This is a genomic window from Arthrobacter rhamnosi, assembly GCF_054510975.1.
In genome coordinates this window covers 189,326-206,188 of record NZ_JBTNDN010000004.1, presented here as the reverse complement: position 1 = coordinate 206,188, position 16,863 = coordinate 189,326, and the positions used below count along the sequence as shown (strand labels likewise).

Genomic DNA, 16,863 nt, shown 5'->3' with positions numbered 1-16,863 from the left:
GCCGAATCAGGTGTTTTCCTCGACAGTTCCGCTGTCGCGACCCACACTTGATCCACTGGGGACGCCGGGCGTCGGGACTTCCTTCCGGCGGCCATTCTGCAGGCACCGACAACCAGGAAGCGTCCCATGAAAATTCCCTCAGCCCTTGCCGTCCTCGCCCTCGCTGCGGGCAGCGTAGCCGCCGCAGCCCCGGCCCAGGCCGCCCCCGTCTCGCGTGACCCGTATTCGGGGACGGACACCTTCACCGAGTGTGACTTCTACGCCGGAAGAAGCGTGTTCGAGGGCACCGTCACCATCTCGGATGCCACTCCGTCCACGGGCGGGCAGTTCTTCCGTCTGACCAACAAGTTCAGTTTCACCGACACCTTCACCAACCCGGACACCGGCGACTTCATCACCGTTACCGGCAACGGGCTGTTCAAGGAACTCCAGCCGCGCCCGCAGGGGGGCGGCATCGTGGACTACGTCAGTCACGAGGTCGGCCGGTTCGTGATCCGGGACTCCTCGGGGGAGGTGCTGGCCCGAGAGAACGGCATCATCGTCACCGCCTACACGTTCGACACCCTCAACGACTCGGCGCCGGGCGGGAACGGACTGTCCGATGAGCTGGTGAGGGTTTCCGGGCCGCATCCGCTGTTCGACGTCGACTTCTGCGACTTCCTCGACGAGCAGATCGGCTAGCGGCGGACGCTGCTCCGGAAGCGGTTGAGGAGTGACTGCGGGAACAGCCGCGCCCGGATCCTGGTGCGCAGGGAACTGCCGCTGCGAAGGGCGCGGGTGAGTGTGTCGACGTCGTCCCACCGGGGAAGCGCCGTGGGCCGTGCTGTCACCGACGGCCGGATGCCCCCGGACGAGATGTCGGTGACCTGTAGTCCCCCGCCGTGCCCGGCGTACTCCTCGTACTCGAAGGCCGACCTCAGCCGCGCGAGGGACGTGGCCGGTTCTGCTGCCAGGGTGGCATCGCGGGCGAGCCGGCCGGCGAAGGTGCGCGGCGTGTCCGTGGGCTGGAGGGGGTAGCCGTAGTCGCCGGCGATCTCCGTCGTCTCTGCCCACGCCGCGGTCGCGGCACCATCCGTGTCCGCGAAGGCGCCGGTCCCGGCCACGGCCCGCCGGCGCGACCGCGTCCTGGCCGTGCGGGCGAGGAACGGCAGGAATGCGAGCAGTGCGATGCCCGTGACGGCGAGCAGGCCGTCGACGGGCCGCGCCTCGTCGGAGGCCCCGTTCGCCCCGGCATCGTCGGCCGCGTCCGACCCCTCCGCCGTCGATCCTGACTGCCCGGACACGTCGGGAAGGCCGCCGGGGTTGAGCGCGTCGGTGTCGTCGGCGCGGGGGCCCACCGGAGCGAACGCCTGCTGGGCATAGGTGGGAACGACCCCGCGCGAGGGGGTCGGTTCGAACCGGACCCACCCCACACCCTCGAAGTACAGCTCCGGCCAGGCGTGCGCGTTACGGGAGTCCACTATGAATTCGCGCAGGTCCGTTCCCCCGGGACCTTCCTCCGTGTTGCCCGTGGGGCTGCCCGGGGTGTAGCCGATGGCGACGCGGCTGGGGATCCCGGCCGCGCGGGCCATGACGGCCATGGTCCCCGCGTAGTGCACGCAGTACCCGGACTTCGACTCGAGGAACCGTGCCATCACGTCCATGCCGCTGCCGTCGTACCCGCCGTCCACGGGTGCTTCCACCGAGTAGGTGAAGTCGGGCCCGCGCAGGAAGTTCTGGATCGCGAGCGCCTTGTCGTAGGGATTCACGAACCCGCCGGCGATCTCCTCGGTCGTGGTGCGCACGATGTCCGGGGTGTCATCGGGCAGCTGCGTGAAGATCTCCGGGACGATGTCGGGGTCCGAGGGCCGGATGGCGCCGAGCCCGTCGCGGGTCAGCTCCGCCGAACGGCTCTCCACGAGATACCGCTGGCGCGCCGTCGAGCCTCCGTCCGTGGCGAGGATGGACAGATTGGCCGGATCCCAGGCCCAGGACCCCAGAAGGTTCGAGATGCCCACCGGCGAATAGGGTGCCAGGAGCCAGGGGCTCGCGTAACTCTGCGTGGTGATGCGGGTGAAGACGGTCTGTGCCTCCGGTGCGTTTCCGGGCGCGCCCTGTTCCTCCCCGATCTCGGTGACGCCGCGTTCGCGGTCTCCCATCCTCTGGTCGGGCTCCCATCGTCTGCCGCTGAAGTCCTCGAGGGTGACCGCGCGGAGGTACAGAGGGGTGTCCGAGTTGGTGGAGTAGGCGATCCGCCCGAAGCCTGTGGGATTCCGGAGGTCGTTCCCGAGCGTCACGGCGGGATTCAGTCCGGTGGCGTTGCCCCACACGTTCAGGCGCGCTCCCTGGGGGAAGGCGCCGGAGTTGAAGCCGGGGACGAACAGAGGCAGGATCACGGTCACGGCGAGGGCCGCCGCGCCGATGGTCATGCTCCGGCCGGCGAATCCCGAGGATGCCCGCGCGCCGCCTGATGCAAGGCGGTTCTCCCGCCACTGGGCTGCGGCGAGGAGCAGCAGGTAGGCCATCACAGTGGTGAGGAAGGCGAACATCCCGACGCCGTTCGGCTTCACGATGGCCGGCGCCACCATGACGGCGATGAGTCCGAGGCCGCTCGCGGCCGGCATGCGCATCGTCACCGCGAAGAGATCCACGATGATGGCGATGAGCCCCAGGGCTGCGCACGTGATGAGGAAGATCCCGGCGCCGGGCAGCACCGGAGCCACCTGGGAGACCACCGTGTCCTCGGCCTGGGCGAGGAGGCGCTGGAGCTGGAGTGAGGTGCCCGGCCCCGGCACGACGCCGAGGATGCTCTGCCGCGGGAAGAACTGGGCCGTGAGGGTGCCGACGAGCGCGAGCACACCCGCGACGGGGGCCAGCACGGCGCTCAGGCGGAGAGCCCTGGTCAGTGCCATCGCCAGCAGCACGGGGACGAGTGTGCGGATCACGGGCAGGAGCCACGTCCACGGTTCCACGACGCCGTTGAGGCTCGTCGCCGCGGCGAGCACGGCGAGGAGGGAGGCGCCCGTGACGGACCAGTGCCAGGGATCGGCGGCGGGGGCCGGCGGAGTCGGCGTAGGGGGTACCGGCGCGGGGGCGGGGGTCGGCCGGGAGAGTGTCGAGGTCATGCCGGTCCTCTGTGGGAAGTGTCTCGGGACGTGGAGGCGCGGTGCGGCGGGCGGGCCGAACCGGAGGAAGTGCTGGACGAGGACGTCGTGGAGGAGGCGGATGCCCGGCCCACCGCGTGTTCGAGCCCTGCCCAGACCGCGGGCAGGTCCGCTGCGGGGGACGCGGCCGCCGCATGCCAGCCGGCGTCCCGCAGGATGTCGAGCTGCCGCTGCGAATCGGCGGGCCGCTCGGACGAGATGATGGCGTAGGACGCCGATCCGTAGTCGGACGCCGACGCGAGTGCCCGTGCCTCGTCCAGGGTGATGAGGCCGAGGACGGCGATGAGGGGTCCGCGGTTCCGGGTCGCGACCAGCTTGTCGAGCAGGTCGTCCCCGAAGGCTGCGTGGGACGACGCCTGGGACGTCTCGGCCGTCGTGCGACGGATGCGGCGTGCGGCGGTCCGGGCCGCCTCGCCGGCGCGGATCACCGTGCTCCCGTGTTCCTCGGTCTGGCTGCGGCGTCCCGTCTCCGGAGCGAGTTCGAGGGCCGCGAGACCCTCCGCGATCCCGGCGACGGCACCGGGTCCCTGGTGCTCCTCATCGGCAGGGAACGACGCGGACGGCGAGTGCAGCAGTGCGGGGGCGCCGTGGTGGTCGAGGAACCGCAGGGCATAGTTGCGCTCGAGCAGGTGGGCACTGATGGACATGACCGCGGTGACGGCCCATTCGAAGGTCGGGGAGCTGGAGAGGCCGTTGCCGCCGGTCCCGTCGCTGCCGAAGGCCACGCTGAAGCCCGTACTGAAGCTGTGGTGCCGCTGGTCCATCAGCAGGGTGGCCTGCGGTGTGGTCACGGATTCCTCCTGCCGCACCATGAGTTCACTGTGGCGTGCCGTCGCGGCCCAGTGGACGCGCCGCATCGAGTCTCCGTGCCGGTACTCACGCGTCATGACGTCGTCGTCGCTCGGATTCGCCTGGCGGTGGGTGGTCGCCATGCCGTCGTTGCCGCGGGACCCCGAGAGCGCGGAGGCCAGCAACTCGACGGGAGCCGGGGTGACCACGAGGGCATCCGTGCCGCCGAGCTCGTGCCGCGACTTCCCGAGCCCGAACGGGTCGGTGAACTCCGCGGTGACCGGGCCGATGTCGTAGACCCCGCGCGAGGTGGAGCGGATCCGGTACTCGTAGAGGGAGACACCGTTCCGGGGACTGCGCGAGGGGTAGGTGAACTGGGGTGCCTGGCCGAAGCGGGCGGGAAGCCGCTCCTCCATCGAGATGCTCGCACCTCCCGTGACCGCGGCGGTGAGGGAGAGCGTGACCGTCGTCGTCGAACCGATCTCCATGGACTGCGGCTGGAAGCGGCGGGCCACCGTGAACCGGGGCTTGACGAGCCTCAGCACGACGAGCGAGGCCAGCGGCAGCGTCAGGAGCAGCACGCCCACGTACAGGAGGTCGCGGCGGCCCAGGACCTGCGCGAACAGCAGTGCCACGACGGCGGTGAGGATGAAGCCCCAGCCGCGCACGGTCAGGATCCGCGTGGGGAGCTTGTCGAGGAGGGCCATCAGGAATCCGTGGGCTAGGAAAGACAGGGGGAGGCCGGCGTCATCGCCGGTGCGTCTCGCGGGCCACCGGGACCCGTGAGAGGACGTCGTGCACGATGCCCGACGCGGTGTCGCCGGCGCTGATGGCCTTGCGGTCCAGCAGGAGCCGGTGGGCGAGGACGGCGTCGGCGGTGGCCGCGATGTCATCGGGAAGGACGAAATCACGGCCCTCGAGCGCTGCTCCGGCCTTCGCGGCCCGCAGGAGCTGCAGCAGCGACCGGGGGCTAGCGCCGAGCCGCAGTCGCGGGTGCTCGCGGGTGGCGCGTCCGATCGCCACCGTGTAGTCCTTCACGGCCGGTGAGACGTACACCCCGCGTACCTGCCGCATCATGCCGGCGATGTCCGCGACACTTGCCACCGGACGGATGGCCTCGAGCGGGGAGACGGACTGGTGGGTCTCGAGCATCGCGGCTTCCGCGTCCGCATCGGGGTAGCCCATGGAGATCCGGGCCATGAAACGGTCGCGCTGCGCCTCGGGCAGGGGATAGGTCCCCTCCATCTCGATCGGATTCTGCGTGGCGACCACCATGAACGGTTCACCGAGCGGGTGGGTGTGCCCGTCCACGGTCACCTGGTGCTCCTCCATGCACTCGAGGAGCGAGGACTGGGTCTTGGCCGACGCCCGGTTGATCTCGTCGCCGATGACGATGTTCGCGAAGACGGGGCCGGGCCGGAATTCGAAGCGCCGGGAGTCCTGGTTGAAGATCGACACCCCGGTGACGTCGGAGGGCAGCAGGTCGGGCGTGAACTGGATGCGGTTGACCGTGCAGTCGATCGTGCGCGCGAGCGACTTCGCGAGCAGGGTCTTGCCGACGCCGGGTACGTCCTCGAGGAGCAGGTGGCCCTGGGCCAGCAGCACGGTGAGCGCGAGGCGCGCCGCTTCCGGCTTGCCGTCGATGACCGTCTCGATGGTGGAGAGGATGCGGGCGCTGATGTCGTGGAAGGTCGCGCCGGGAACGTCCGGCTCCGCCGGTGCCGCCAACCGGGAATCCGCAGGAGATTCGGCGATGTTGTGCTGGACGTCCATGGGCGCCTTCCATGTGCGGCTGCGGCGGCAGACGTCGGCCGGAGGACCGTGTTCATCGACACGCAGGTAACGGCCGCAGCCCGTCCGGCTCGGGGCAGGACGGGCAGGGCTGATTGGTTCAACAGATTACTAGCTCAACCTGCTCCCCGCGAGATAAGTTCCGCGTGCTGGCTAGGCTTGAACCATGTGTAACAGCGCAACCCATGCCCCCCACCCCTACGCGGCGGGGGAGACCCCGCCGGCCTATCGGGAGCCGGACGGCACGGACACCGCAGACATGGCGGACGCCGCGCCGGACGAGCGGCGACGGCGGAAGGGCGGGTACCCGCCGCTGCCCGAACCGTTGCCCGTCCCCGTGATCGACAACCACACCCACTTCGACTTCCGGGAGGGGGTCGAGGTGTCGATCCGGCAGGCCCTGGATGCCGCCGAGGCCGCCGGGGTTCGGGGAGCGGTCCAGGTGGGCACCGACCTGGCCTCCTCACGCTTCACCGCCGACGTCGTCGGCCAGGACGCGAGGCTCCTCGGAGCCGTGGCCCTGCACCCCAACGACGCACCGCTTCTCGAGGAGGCGGGCACCCTCGACGACGCGCTCGCCGAGATCGAGCAGCTCGCCGCCGGTCCGCGCATCCGTGCGCTGGGGGAGACGGGCCTCGACTACTTCCGCACGGGTGAGGAGGGTCGGGGCGGTCAGCTCCGGTCCTTCCGCAGCCACATCGACATCGCGAAGCGACTGGGCAAGGCACTGCAGATCCATGACCGGGAGGCGCACGACGACGTGGTGGCCACGCTCCGTGCCGACGGAGCCCCGGAGCGCGTGGTGCTGCACTGCTTCTCGGGCGACGCGGACCTGGCACGCACCTGCAACGAGCACGGCTGGTACATGTCCTTCGCGGGAACCGTGACCTTCCGGAATGCCGGGAACCTGAGGGAGGCGCTGCAGGTCGCCGATCCGGCCCTCGTGCTCACGGAGACCGATGCGCCGTTCCTGACGCCGCACCCCCACCGGGGCCGCCCCAACGCCTCCTACCTGGTCCCCTACACGGTGCGGGCCATGGCCGGGATCCTCGGAGCGGACCTCGACTCCCTCTGCGCCCGGCTGACGGCGAACACGGAGGCCGTCTACGGCAGCTGGGACTGAACCCGGCGGGTAGTTTCGCGACGCCATCCGAGTGCCCGGACGGCGAAGTCGGGTGAACGGCACTCGTGCCGGTGCGGGGACTTCTCCGTAGGGTTTCTCGAGGAGGAAGCACTGCCCGCCCGCCACCCCGTGTGGACGGAGGGCCCCTCCCGCCGTCCTTCTCCTGAGACCGGAGGACGGCAGTGCACCGGCGGTTTCCTCCCCAGCAGGGAAGCTGCCCCAGCGGGTCGGCGGCGCCGGGAACTCTCCTGAGACCAGGGTTCCCAGAAGTGCGCCGCCGACTCGCGACTGAGGTGCCGCAGAACGCCTGCCGCGGCGGAGCGCACCAGTGGGACGGATACGATGATCGGGTGACCACGCCCCCTGACGCCGGACAGCCCGCCCCCCTCTTCGGAGCCGCAGACATCCGGCGCCTGGCGGCCGAGGTGGACATCCGGCCCACCAAGACCCTCGGGCAGAACTTCGTGATCGACGGCAACACCATCCGCAGGATCGTCGCCGCCGCGAACCTCGGGGCGGACGAGACCGTCCTGGAGGTGGGGCCCGGACTCGGGTCCCTGACCCTCGGCCTGCTCGACGCCGCCGAGCGCGTCGTCGCCGTCGAGATCGATCCCGTCCTGGCCGCCAAGCTGCCCGGCACCATCGCGCAGTGGCGGCCGGAGCGCGCGGCCGCGCTCGACGTCGTCCTCGAGGACGCCCTGCGCGTGACGGAACTCCCGCACCAGCCCACGTCGCTCGTGGCCAACCTGCCCTACAACGTCGCCGTCCCCGTGGTCCTCAACCTCCTCGAGCGGTTCCCGTCCCTCCGCCACGGCCTCGTCATGGTGCAGGACGAGGTGGCCGACCGGCTCGCGGCTCCTCCGGGGTCGAAGACCTACGGCGTCCCGTCCGTCAAGGCGGCGTGGTACTCGAGCATGGCCAAGGCCGGGGTGATCGGCATGAACGTGTTCTGGCCGGCGCCGAAGATCGCCTCGGGGCTGGTCCGCTTCACCCGAAGGGAACCCCCGGCCACCACCGCGACCCGTGAGCAGGTCTTCGCCGTCATCGACGCGGCCTTCGCCCAGCGGAGGAAGACCCTGCGCGCGGCGCTCGCCGGCTGGGCCGGCAGCCCCGTCCTGGCCGAGCAGGCACTGCGCGCCGCCGGGGTGGACCCCACTGCCCGCGGCGAAGTCCTCGACATCGCCGCCTTCGCGCGCATCGCGGAGGCCCGGGCGGAAGCGGAGGATCGGCCCGGCGTGATCTGAGCCGGTGGGCTAGGTTGGTAGGTATGGTCTCGGGCAGAACAGTCGACATCCGCTCCGGCGCGCGCTCGGTGCGCGTGAAGGCCCCCGGGAAGATCAACGTCGCACTCAAGGTCGGTCCGCCCCGCGAGGACGGCTACCACGGGATCGCCAGCGTGTTCCTCGCGGTGTCGCTCTACGAGGAGGTCACCGCCACCGAGGCCCCGGGCAGCGGCATCAGTGTGACGGTGAACGGGCAGGGCACGCTCAACCTGCCCGCCGATTCCATCCCGCTGGACAGGACCAACCTCGCGGTGCGTGCCGCCGAGCTCCTCGCCGACGTCAGCCCGGGCCGGACCGGCGTGCACCTCGACATCACGAAGCGCGTGCCCATCTCCGGTGGTATGGGCGGCGGCTCGGCGGACGCCGCCGCGGCCCTGCTCGCCTGCGACGCCCTCTGGGGCAGCGGCTTCTCTCGCGACGAGCTGGCGAAGATCGCCGTCGACCTAGGGGCCGACGTGCCGTTCGCGCTCGTCGGGGGCACCGCCGTCGGACTGGGCGTGGGCGACCAGCTCACGCCGGCCATCTCGAAGACGCCCCTGCACTGGGTCCTGGTGACCTCGGAGTACGGGCTGTCCACGCCGGAGGTCTACCGCACCCTCGACGAGATCCGCCTGCGCGACGGCGTGGTCGCCGATCCCCAGCCCTCCATCGACCCCGCGATCCTCGGCGCCATGCGTGCCGGGGACGCGCTCGGCCTCGCTCCGCTGCTGCACAACGACCTCCAGCAGGCCTCGCTCGAACTCGCGCCGGCATTGGGCGATATCCTTGACAGGGGAAAGGCCGCCGGTGCACTGGCCGGCATCGTGTCCGGTTCCGGTCCCACCATCGCCTTCCTGACCCAGAGCTCCGGCCACGCCGCCGAGCTGGAGACCCTCCTCGAGTCCGAGGGACTGCAGGCGGCGTCCGTGCACGGCCCGGCGCACGGGGCTCGGATTACTCCAGACTTCGCGGGCTGACGCCCGTTCCAACCGAAAGCAGCATCTCCTTGGCACACCTCCTCGGCGCGGAAAACCTCAGCGTCGCCTTCGTCACCCGCACCATCCTGGACAACGTGTCCCTCGGCCTCGAGGACGGCGACCGCATCGGCATGGTCGGCCGCAACGGCGACGGCAAGTCCACCCTCATGCGCCTGCTCGCCCAGCGGAGCACTCCCGATTCCGGCCGCGTCACCAAGCGGCGCGATGTCTCCGTGGGCTACCTCGACCAGTCGGACGTGCTCGACGGCGACCTCGAGGTGGGCCAGGCGATCGTCGGCGACCAGGCGGACCACGAGTGGGCCTCGAATCCCAAGATCCGCGACGTCATGGGCGGCCTCGTCTCCGAAGTCGACTGGCACGCCAGGGTGTCCTCGCTCTCCGGCGGGCAGAAGCGGCGGGTGGCCCTCGCCAAGCTCCTCATCGGCGACGACGACGTCATCATGCTCGACGAGCCCACCAACCACCTCGACGTCGAAGGCGTGGCCTGGCTGGCCACCCACCTCAAGCAGCGCTGGCGTGCCACCGAGGGCGGCCTGCTGGTCGTCACCCACGACCGCTGGTTCCTCGACGAGATCTGCAACCACACGTGGGAAGTCCACGACGCCATGGTGGACGACTTCGACGGCGGGTATGCCGCCTACGTCCTCGCCCGCGCCGAGCGGGACCGGATGGCCTCCGTCGTCGAGTCCAAGCGCGTGCAGCTCGTCAAGAAGGAACTCGCATGGCTGCGCCGTGGTGCTCCGGCCCGGACCGCCAAGCCGAAGTTCCGCATCGAAGCAGCGAACGAGCTCATCGCGGACGTCCCCGAGCCGCGGGACTCCCTCGCCCTCAGCAAGATGGCCATGTCCCGGCTCGGCAAGGACGTCCTGGACCTCGAGGACGTCAGCCTGACCCTCGACGACGGCGAGGACCGGCAGCTGTTCAACAAGATCACGCTGAGGCTGGCACCGGGCCAGCGCCTCGGGCTCGTGGGGGTCAACGGATCCGGGAAGACCACCCTCCTGCGGCTCCTCAACGGCGAGGTGAAGCCCTCGGCCGGCAAGGTGAAGAAGGGCAAGACCGTCCAGACCGCCGTGCTGTCGCAGGAGGTGCGCGAGCTCGACGACGTGAGCAACAGCCGGGTCATCGAGGTCATCGAATCCGAGAAGCGCGTCTTCGCGGTCGGTGGCAAGGAAGTATCCGCCAGCCAGCTGGTGGAGCAGCTCGGGTTCACGAACGAGAAGCAGTGGACCCGGGTCAGCGAGCTCTCCGGCGGTGAGCGACGGCGCCTGCAGCTGCTCCGGCTGCTCGTCGGGGAGCCCAACGTGCTGATGCTCGACGAGCCGACCAACGACCTCGACACGGACACCCTGTCCGCGATCGAGGACGTCCTGGACGGCTGGCCGGGAACCCTCGTGGTGGTCTCCCACGACCGCTACCTGCTGGAGCGCGTCACCGACAGCCAGATGGCGCTCCTCGGCGACGGCAGGCTGCGGGACCTGCCCGGCGGCGTCGACCAGTACCTCGAGCTGCGCAAGGCGGCAGGTCCGCTGACGGCCACCGGGAGCGCCGCCTCACCCGCCATCAGTGGCGGATCCACGGGGAGCTCCTCCGAGGCGGAACTGCGGCAGGCCCGCAAGGACCTTGCCCGCATCGAACGGCAGATCACCAAGGTCGACGCGCAGAAGGGCAAGCTGCAGGAGCAGATGAACGACGCCGGCGCGAAGCCGGACGCCGACTTCGAGCACATCGCCGGCCTCAACCTCCGCCTGCAGGAGCTGCAGGCGGAGATCGAGGACCTCGAGGCCCAGTGGATGGACGCCGCAGAGGTCCTGGGGGAGTAGCGCCCATGCCGGCGGCAGGAAGCACCACCGGAAGGCGGAGGGCCGTCCTTATCCTGGCTGCGGCGCTCATCGCCTGCCTGGCCGTCGTCCTTTTCCTGTCCGGACAGCGGGGCGGGCAGGAGAGCTGGTCGGAGGACGGCCAGGCGAGCGGGCAGCAGGGCGGGCAGGAGGAGGTATGCGGGAAAGCCGACGGCGGGCCGTCGTCAGTCGGCGCCCTGCCTGCTTCCAGCGGTCCGGGTCCTGCGGGTCTTCCGGCCATCAGCGGAAAGCGCCCCGCCTTCGGGATCGCGACGGAGGGCGGGTTCGGATCGCCGGGGCAGTGGGACGAGGCCGCCACCGCCCTCGGCGAGAGCCCGTCCCTGATCATGGCCTACTCGAACTTCACCGAGCCCGTGCCCTGGGCCGGTCTGGAGGCAGTCGCCGCCCGGGGTGCCACGCCCGTCGTGACGTGGGAACCCTGGGATCCCGCGACGGGCTCGGACCAGACGCGATTCGCGCTGAGCACCATCACGGCCGGTCACCACGACGCGTACCTGCAGCAGTGGGCCGGCGCCCTGCATGCCTACGGCAAGCCGGTCCTTCTCCGTTTCGCGCACGAGATGAACTACCCCTGGTATCCCTGGGGAGCCGATACCAACGGCAATGCGCCTGCCGACTACATCGACGCGTGGCGCCACGTGCATGACCTGTTCGCCGACGCCGGCGCGACCAACGTCTCGTGGGTCTGGAGCCCTCAGGCACCGACCTGCGACTCCCTGCCGCTGGAGGCCTTCTACCCCGGCGACGGGTACGTGGACGTCGTGGCGCTGGACGCCTACAACTGGGGCACCACCCGGGAGAACGAGGCGTGGCGCAGCGCCCGGGAGCTCTTCGCGGAAGGACTGCGCCAGCTGCGCGAAGTCGCTCCGGGCATCCCCATCATGATCGGCGAGACGGCCTCGACGGAATCGGGCGGATCGAAAGCGGAGTGGGCGGAGGGGCTGGTGGCCTACCTCGCGGCGCAGCCCGACGTTCAGGCGTTCATCTGGTTCGACTACCAGAAGGAGTCCGACTGGCGCATCGACAGCAGCGACGCCTCACGCGACGCCCTCCGAACGGCACTGTCCGCCCGATAAGGGCCGTCGGCGCACTCCCGGTGTTAACGGCACGCGTCGGGCACATTGCACCCGAGGAAACGGCCTGTTAAAAGTCTGTATGACCCGCCGACAGAGGATCCTGACCCGTCCGGCACACCTATAGTGCTCGCAGGAGCTGCCTGCGGGGCGGACGACGAATGCCCTCCCCGGACCCCGGCCCGCTGCCGGGCGGACAAAAGACCACGTCAGAGGGGTGGACCGGCGGTGAAGGCACAGCATCCGTGTCCCGGAGCCCCCTGATCCAGGCTGGAAGTCAACACCCGCAAAGCCGTCCGGACGGCGAGTGTCCGACACGCGGGTACCAAGTAGGAGCCCAGGAATCTCGAGTATTCGTGTCCTCTGACGGCACCCATAGTGTCGGTTCAGAAGGTTACTGACGATCTTCCGGTGACCCAGCGCTTGCCAGCCCCGCAGTCCGACCGCGGAGGAACGGTCGGGCGCACCGTGCCCGCTGACGTGCAGTCCACCAGCCGCTTTCTCCCGATGAAGGACATCGATGCACCCGATCCTCCCTGCCTCCGCCCCCAATGCCGGGCCTGCCCTCGACGCCCTGTGGTCCGCCTGGACGGCCAGCTTGGACTGGACCGACGTCAGCGCGTTCTGGGCCGAGATCTCCCCCTACTTCCCGGTCGCCGTCGCCGGTGCCATCGTGTGGGGTCTCTGGCTCTACCGGTTCATCCTGTCCCACCGGGCCAAGGCCATCGTGACGGACCACCGGACCACCACGTCCGTCGTGGTCCCGTCCTTCCACGAGGACCCCGACATCCTCTTGAGCGCCCTCGAGTCCTGGCGTGCGCAGAAGCCGGACGAGATCATCATCGTCCTCGACGTCGAGGACCTCGACGCCTACGCCAGGATCGAGGCGCTGCAGGACCCGACGATCAAGCCGATCCTGTTCCACCACGTGGGCAAACGCTCGGCGCTCGGCGTCGGCATCCGCCTCGCCCAGTACGACACCCTGGTGCTCACGGACTCGGACACCTGGTGGCAGCCGGACCTGCTGAGGAACGTGCAGATGCCGTTCATCGATCCGCTCGTCGGCGCGGTGGGCACGCACCAGACCGTCTACAAGCGGGACACGAGCGTCTGGCGCCGCGTCGCCGACTGGCTCGTGAACCTGCGCTACCTCGACTACGTGCCGGCGATGGGCGCGGCCGGGGCGGTCCCCTGCATCTCCGGCAGGACGGCCGTTTACCGTCGCTCCGCAGTCCTGCCCGTCCTCGAGCACCTCGAGAACGAGTACTTCCTAGGCAAGCGCTGTATCTCGGGCGACGACGGCCGCCTCACCTGGCTGGTCCTCGCCTCCGGGTACAAGACCGTGCACCAGTCGTCGGCACGCGCTCTCTCGATGTTCCCGGCCAGCTTCCGGGCCTTCGTCAAGCAGCGCGTCCGGTGGAGCCGCAATTCCTACCGCTGCTACCTGACGGCCATCGGCACCGGCTGGCTGTGGCGCGTACCCTTCATCACCAAGGTCACCGTCCTGCAGATCCTCCTGACACCCCTCACCATGGGCCTGACGATGTTCTACCTCATCTTCAACCGGCTGGACTTCACCGTGCTGGGCGTCGCCGCCGCACTGTGCTGGCTGCTGCTGGGCCGCGGTGTCCGCGGTATCTCCCACCTCCGACGCGAGCCTAGGGACATCCTGATCCTGCCCGTCCTCGCCTTCGCGGTGATCCTCGTGGCACTGCCCATCAAGCTCTACGCGTTCGCCACCATGAACAAGCAGGGCTGGCTCACCCGGCACGCGGACCAGATCGGCGGCGACGGCCAGGACGCCGTCAGCCTGGAACCCAAGACCGATGCCGCGGAGGGTACCGCCCAGGGCGAACGGGAGGCCGTCGCATGAGCGGCAGGAAACCGATCCTCCTCAGCATCCTCGCCCTCGTCCTCATCGCCCTCGTGGGAGCGGGCTTCATCGCCGCAGGCAACCTCTGGAAGGAAGCCGAGGCGGACGCCGTCGGGCGCAATGAGATCGCAGCCAACGGCAACGTGCAGGGCGAGCTGTATACCGGCGACCCCCGCAGCGAGGCCCGCATAGTGAAGAGCGAGGAGGAGCGCCTCGTGTACGTGCGGACCATCGCCTCCGCCGCGCGGTGGCGCGTCGACGGGCTCGAAGGCCCGTACCGCCTCCACACCGGAGCCACCAACACCCTCGTCCTGCCGGCCCGCAACGCACCGTACACCACGGCGGACCTGTTGAAGCTCGCCCCGGACACCTTCAAGGAACTGGCGTCGTCGACCTTCATGCTGACCGAGAACATCGTGGTGCTGCCCGGCGCCACCCTGTCCATCAACGGGGGAGAGGGAATCACCGTGCGCCTGCAGAGCAACAAGGACGCCTTCGTGTCCATCGTCGCGCTCGGCGGCTCGCTCGCGGTCGCAGGCACCGAGGAGTCCGATGTGGAGATCACGAGCTGGAACGGGGCTGGAGCGGACACCGACACCTCCGACGGGCGTGCCTACGTCCGCGTGATCGGCGGCCACGCCTCGTTCTCGCACGCCAGCGTGTCCTCCCTCGGATTCTGGAGCGGCAACACGGGTGGCCTCGCCCTGACCGGCACGGACACCCCCGGCACCTTCCAGGATGCTCCCGCGATGGCCGAACCGGTGGCGCCCGCCGGCGCCCGCCTGCTGCCGGAAGCGGACCTGAAGTCCCTCGCCGACCAGACGGACCTCGACTACAGCGTGGTGACGGCGGGGATCGACAACCTGACCGTCCGCGACAACGCGTTCGGCCTGTTCGTCACGAACGCCCGCGACGTCGCCATCCGCGACTCCACCATCAGCGGCAGTCTCGTGGACGGCCTCGTGCTGCACCGCTCCGTCACCGACGCGACGATCACCGGCACGACGTCGTCGGACAACGCCGTGGACGGCATCACCGTGGGGCGCTCGAGCACCCGTGTCCAGCTCAAGGATGTGACGGCGAGCGGCAACGGCCGCAACGGCATCTCGCTCGACGGCCAGCCGCTCGCGGACGGCCCGAATGCCGTTGGGACGGCCGTCGTCACCTACGGAGGGAACCGCGTCGTGAAGAGCACGGTCGCCGACAACGGGCGCTACGGCGTCGAGGTCAGCGGCGGCAACAACCTCCGGGTGACCGGGAACACCATCCGGGGCAACGAGGTCGGCGTCGTCGTGAACTACGCAGCGGAAGGCGTGAGCATCATCGACAACGAGTTCCGGGACCAGCACCAGCAGGGCATCGCTATCCGGGAGCCGGGGGCGCGTGCTGACATCCGCAGGAACACCATCTCCGGCGGCGACACCGGGGTCTATGTCCGCGACGCGACCGCGACGGTCACGCGGAACACGATGACGTCGCTGTCCGGACACGGGATCTCCCTGGTCGGCAACGTGCCCGACACCCGGGTCGCCGGCAACAATGTTGGCGGTTACGGGACCGTCGCCATCTGGGACGAGAGGTCGACCGGCGCGGTGGTGGAGGAGAACGAGCTGCTGAACTGGCATCCCGCCCCCACCCTGCACAGCGTGATGACCTCCGTCTTCCAGCCGCTGACCTTCATCTGGCTGCTGCTCGGCGCGTTGCTCGTGGCCACCGCCTTCACCCGCAAGCGCCACCTGCGGGTGCGAACCATCCGCAACCCGTACGAGGAGAGGGTGCCCCTCACGGCCCTCAGCCGCGGGATCGTCCGCATCGACGACGTCCGGAAGGCCCAGTGACGCGCCGCGGAGGGATCACCGCCCTCGTCCTCGCAGTGCTCGCCCTCGTGGTGGCAGCGGTCGTCGTGGTGGTGGGCCCGAACGGCGCCGGCGGGAAGGTCGACGGGAAGGGAGACGGGCGTGGCGAGCGGGATCCCCAGGCCCAGCCGACAGAGGACGCCGGCGAGGCACCCGCACCGGTGGCCACGCCGGCCGAATGCCCGGAGCCGACGGTGCGGGTGTCGAACTCCACGGAGCTCGAGAACGCCCTCGACGCCGCACAGCCCGGCGACGTGATCGGCCTCGGGGCCGGGGTCTACACGGGCAACTTCACGGCGACCGCGACCGGAACGGCCGAGGAGCCCATCACTCTCTGCGGCAACGCGGAGAGCATCTTGGACGGGGGTACCACCGACGACGGCTACGTGTTCCACCTCGAGGACTCCGCCTACTGGGTCCTCCAGGGTTTCACCGTCCGGAACGGCCAGAAGGGCGTCATGGTGGACCGGAGCACCAACACCGTGATCACCGGACTCACCGTCACCACCACCGGCGACGAAGCGATCCACCTGCGGAAGTTCAGCACGGACAATCGGGTCACCGCCAACACGATCAGCAACACCGGCCTGAGGAAGCCCAAGTTCGGCGAGGGCATCTACATCGGCACCGCCGAGAGCAACTGGTGCGACATCAGCAACTGCGAGCCCGACCGCAGCGATCGCAACGAGATCACCGGGAACACGATCTCCGGCACCACGTCCGAGAACGTCGACATCAAGGAGGGCACCTCGAACGGCATCCTGCAGGCCAACAGCTTCGACGGCTCCGCGATCGTCGAGGCCGACTCCTGGGTGGACGTCAAGGGACGGGGCTGGGTGATCGCTGGGAACACGGGTGCCAACTCGCCCCAGGACGGGTTCCAGACCCACGAGATCGTGGACGGCTGGGGCACCGAGAACGTCTTCCGCGACAACGTCGCCCAGGTCAACGGACCCGGAGTCGGCTACTCGCTGAAGCCCGTGCGCGACAACGTCGTCGAATGCAGCAACACGGCCTCCGATGCCGGAGAAGGCCTGTCGAACGAACCCTGCACCTCCGGCTGACCGACCGACCCTCACCAGCACGACGACGT

At 69.8% G+C, this 16,863-nt stretch carries 12 protein-coding genes; 9 read left to right on the top strand and 3 right to left on the bottom strand.

Translation table 11 applies throughout. The annotated features are described in order from the left end of the window. The first annotated feature begins 126 nt into the window (after window positions 1-126). Window positions 127-681, top strand: a complete 555-nt coding sequence (locus ACX80J_RS11440; protein ID WP_459347851.1) for a hypothetical protein — start codon at window positions 127-129, stop codon at window positions 679-681. Here the strand turns inward: ACX80J_RS11440 and ACX80J_RS11435 are convergent. Genes ACX80J_RS11435 through ACX80J_RS11425 form a run of 3 tightly spaced genes read right to left on the bottom strand, consistent with a single transcriptional unit; the run spans window position 678 to window position 5,705 of the window. After that, window positions 678-3,104 (bottom strand): transglutaminase family protein, encoded by a 2,427-nt coding sequence (locus ACX80J_RS11435; protein WP_459347850.1) that lies wholly within the window; start codon window positions 3,102-3,104, stop codon window positions 678-680. The genes ACX80J_RS11440 and ACX80J_RS11435 overlap by 4 nt on opposite strands. Next, complete coding sequence (locus tag ACX80J_RS11430) at window positions 3,101-4,639, bottom strand: DUF58 domain-containing protein (protein ID WP_459347849.1); 1,539 nt, start codon at window positions 4,637-4,639, stop codon at window positions 3,101-3,103. Before ACX80J_RS11430 ends, ACX80J_RS11435 begins: the two co-directional genes overlap by 4 nt. A gap of 40 nt (window positions 4,640-4,679) precedes the next feature. Then, the gene (locus tag ACX80J_RS11425) at window positions 4,680-5,705 is read right to left on the bottom strand and encodes an AAA family ATPase (protein ID WP_459347848.1); all 1,026 of its coding nucleotides are present in this window, start codon (window positions 5,703-5,705) and stop codon (window positions 4,680-4,682) included. A gap of 184 nt (window positions 5,706-5,889) precedes the next feature. Between ACX80J_RS11425 and ACX80J_RS11420 the strand changes: the two genes are divergently transcribed. The 8 genes from ACX80J_RS11420 to ACX80J_RS11385 all read left to right on the top strand — a co-directional run bounded on the left by ACX80J_RS11420 (window position 5,890) and on the right by ACX80J_RS11385 (window position 16,834). Next, a complete protein-coding gene (locus ACX80J_RS11420; protein WP_459347847.1) occupies window positions 5,890-6,846 on the top strand; it encodes a TatD family hydrolase in 957 nt (318 codons plus the stop codon). A 350-nt stretch (window positions 6,847-7,196) separates the two neighbouring features. Beyond that, window positions 7,197-8,090 carry a 16S rRNA (adenine(1518)-N(6)/adenine(1519)-N(6))-dimethyltransferase RsmA gene (rsmA, locus tag ACX80J_RS11415; protein WP_459347846.1) on the top strand — a complete coding sequence of 298 codons (894 nt, stop codon included), beginning with the start codon at window positions 7,197-7,199 and terminating at the stop codon, window positions 8,088-8,090. A gap of 23 nt (window positions 8,091-8,113) precedes the next feature. Beyond that, a complete protein-coding gene (locus ACX80J_RS11410; RefSeq protein ID WP_459345669.1) occupies window positions 8,114-9,085 on the top strand; it encodes a 4-(cytidine 5'-diphospho)-2-C-methyl-D-erythritol kinase in 972 nt (323 codons plus the stop codon). Window positions 9,086-9,114: 29 nt separating this feature from the next. Beyond that, window positions 9,115-10,929, top strand: coding sequence for an ABC-F family ATP-binding cassette domain-containing protein (locus ACX80J_RS11405; protein ID WP_459345670.1), 1,815 nt, complete (start codon window positions 9,115-9,117; stop codon window positions 10,927-10,929). A gap of 5 nt (window positions 10,930-10,934) precedes the next feature. After that, window positions 10,935-12,044, top strand: a complete 1,110-nt coding sequence (locus tag ACX80J_RS11400; protein ID WP_459347845.1) for a glycoside hydrolase family 26 protein — start codon at window positions 10,935-10,937, stop codon at window positions 12,042-12,044. A gap of 517 nt (window positions 12,045-12,561) precedes the next feature. Continuing rightward, window positions 12,562-13,914 carry a glycosyltransferase gene (locus ACX80J_RS11395; RefSeq protein WP_459347844.1) on the top strand — a complete coding sequence of 451 codons (1,353 nt, stop codon included), beginning with the start codon at window positions 12,562-12,564 and terminating at the stop codon, window positions 13,912-13,914. Next, window positions 13,911-15,752, top strand: coding sequence for a right-handed parallel beta-helix repeat-containing protein (locus tag ACX80J_RS11390; RefSeq protein WP_459347843.1), 1,842 nt, complete (start codon window positions 13,911-13,913; stop codon window positions 15,750-15,752). The genes ACX80J_RS11395 and ACX80J_RS11390 overlap by 4 nt, the downstream gene beginning before the upstream one ends. Further along, window positions 15,749-16,834, top strand: coding sequence for a right-handed parallel beta-helix repeat-containing protein (locus ACX80J_RS11385; protein WP_459347842.1), 1,086 nt, complete (start codon window positions 15,749-15,751; stop codon window positions 16,832-16,834). Before ACX80J_RS11390 ends, ACX80J_RS11385 begins: the two co-directional genes overlap by 4 nt. Window positions 16,835-16,863 lie beyond the last annotated feature (29 nt).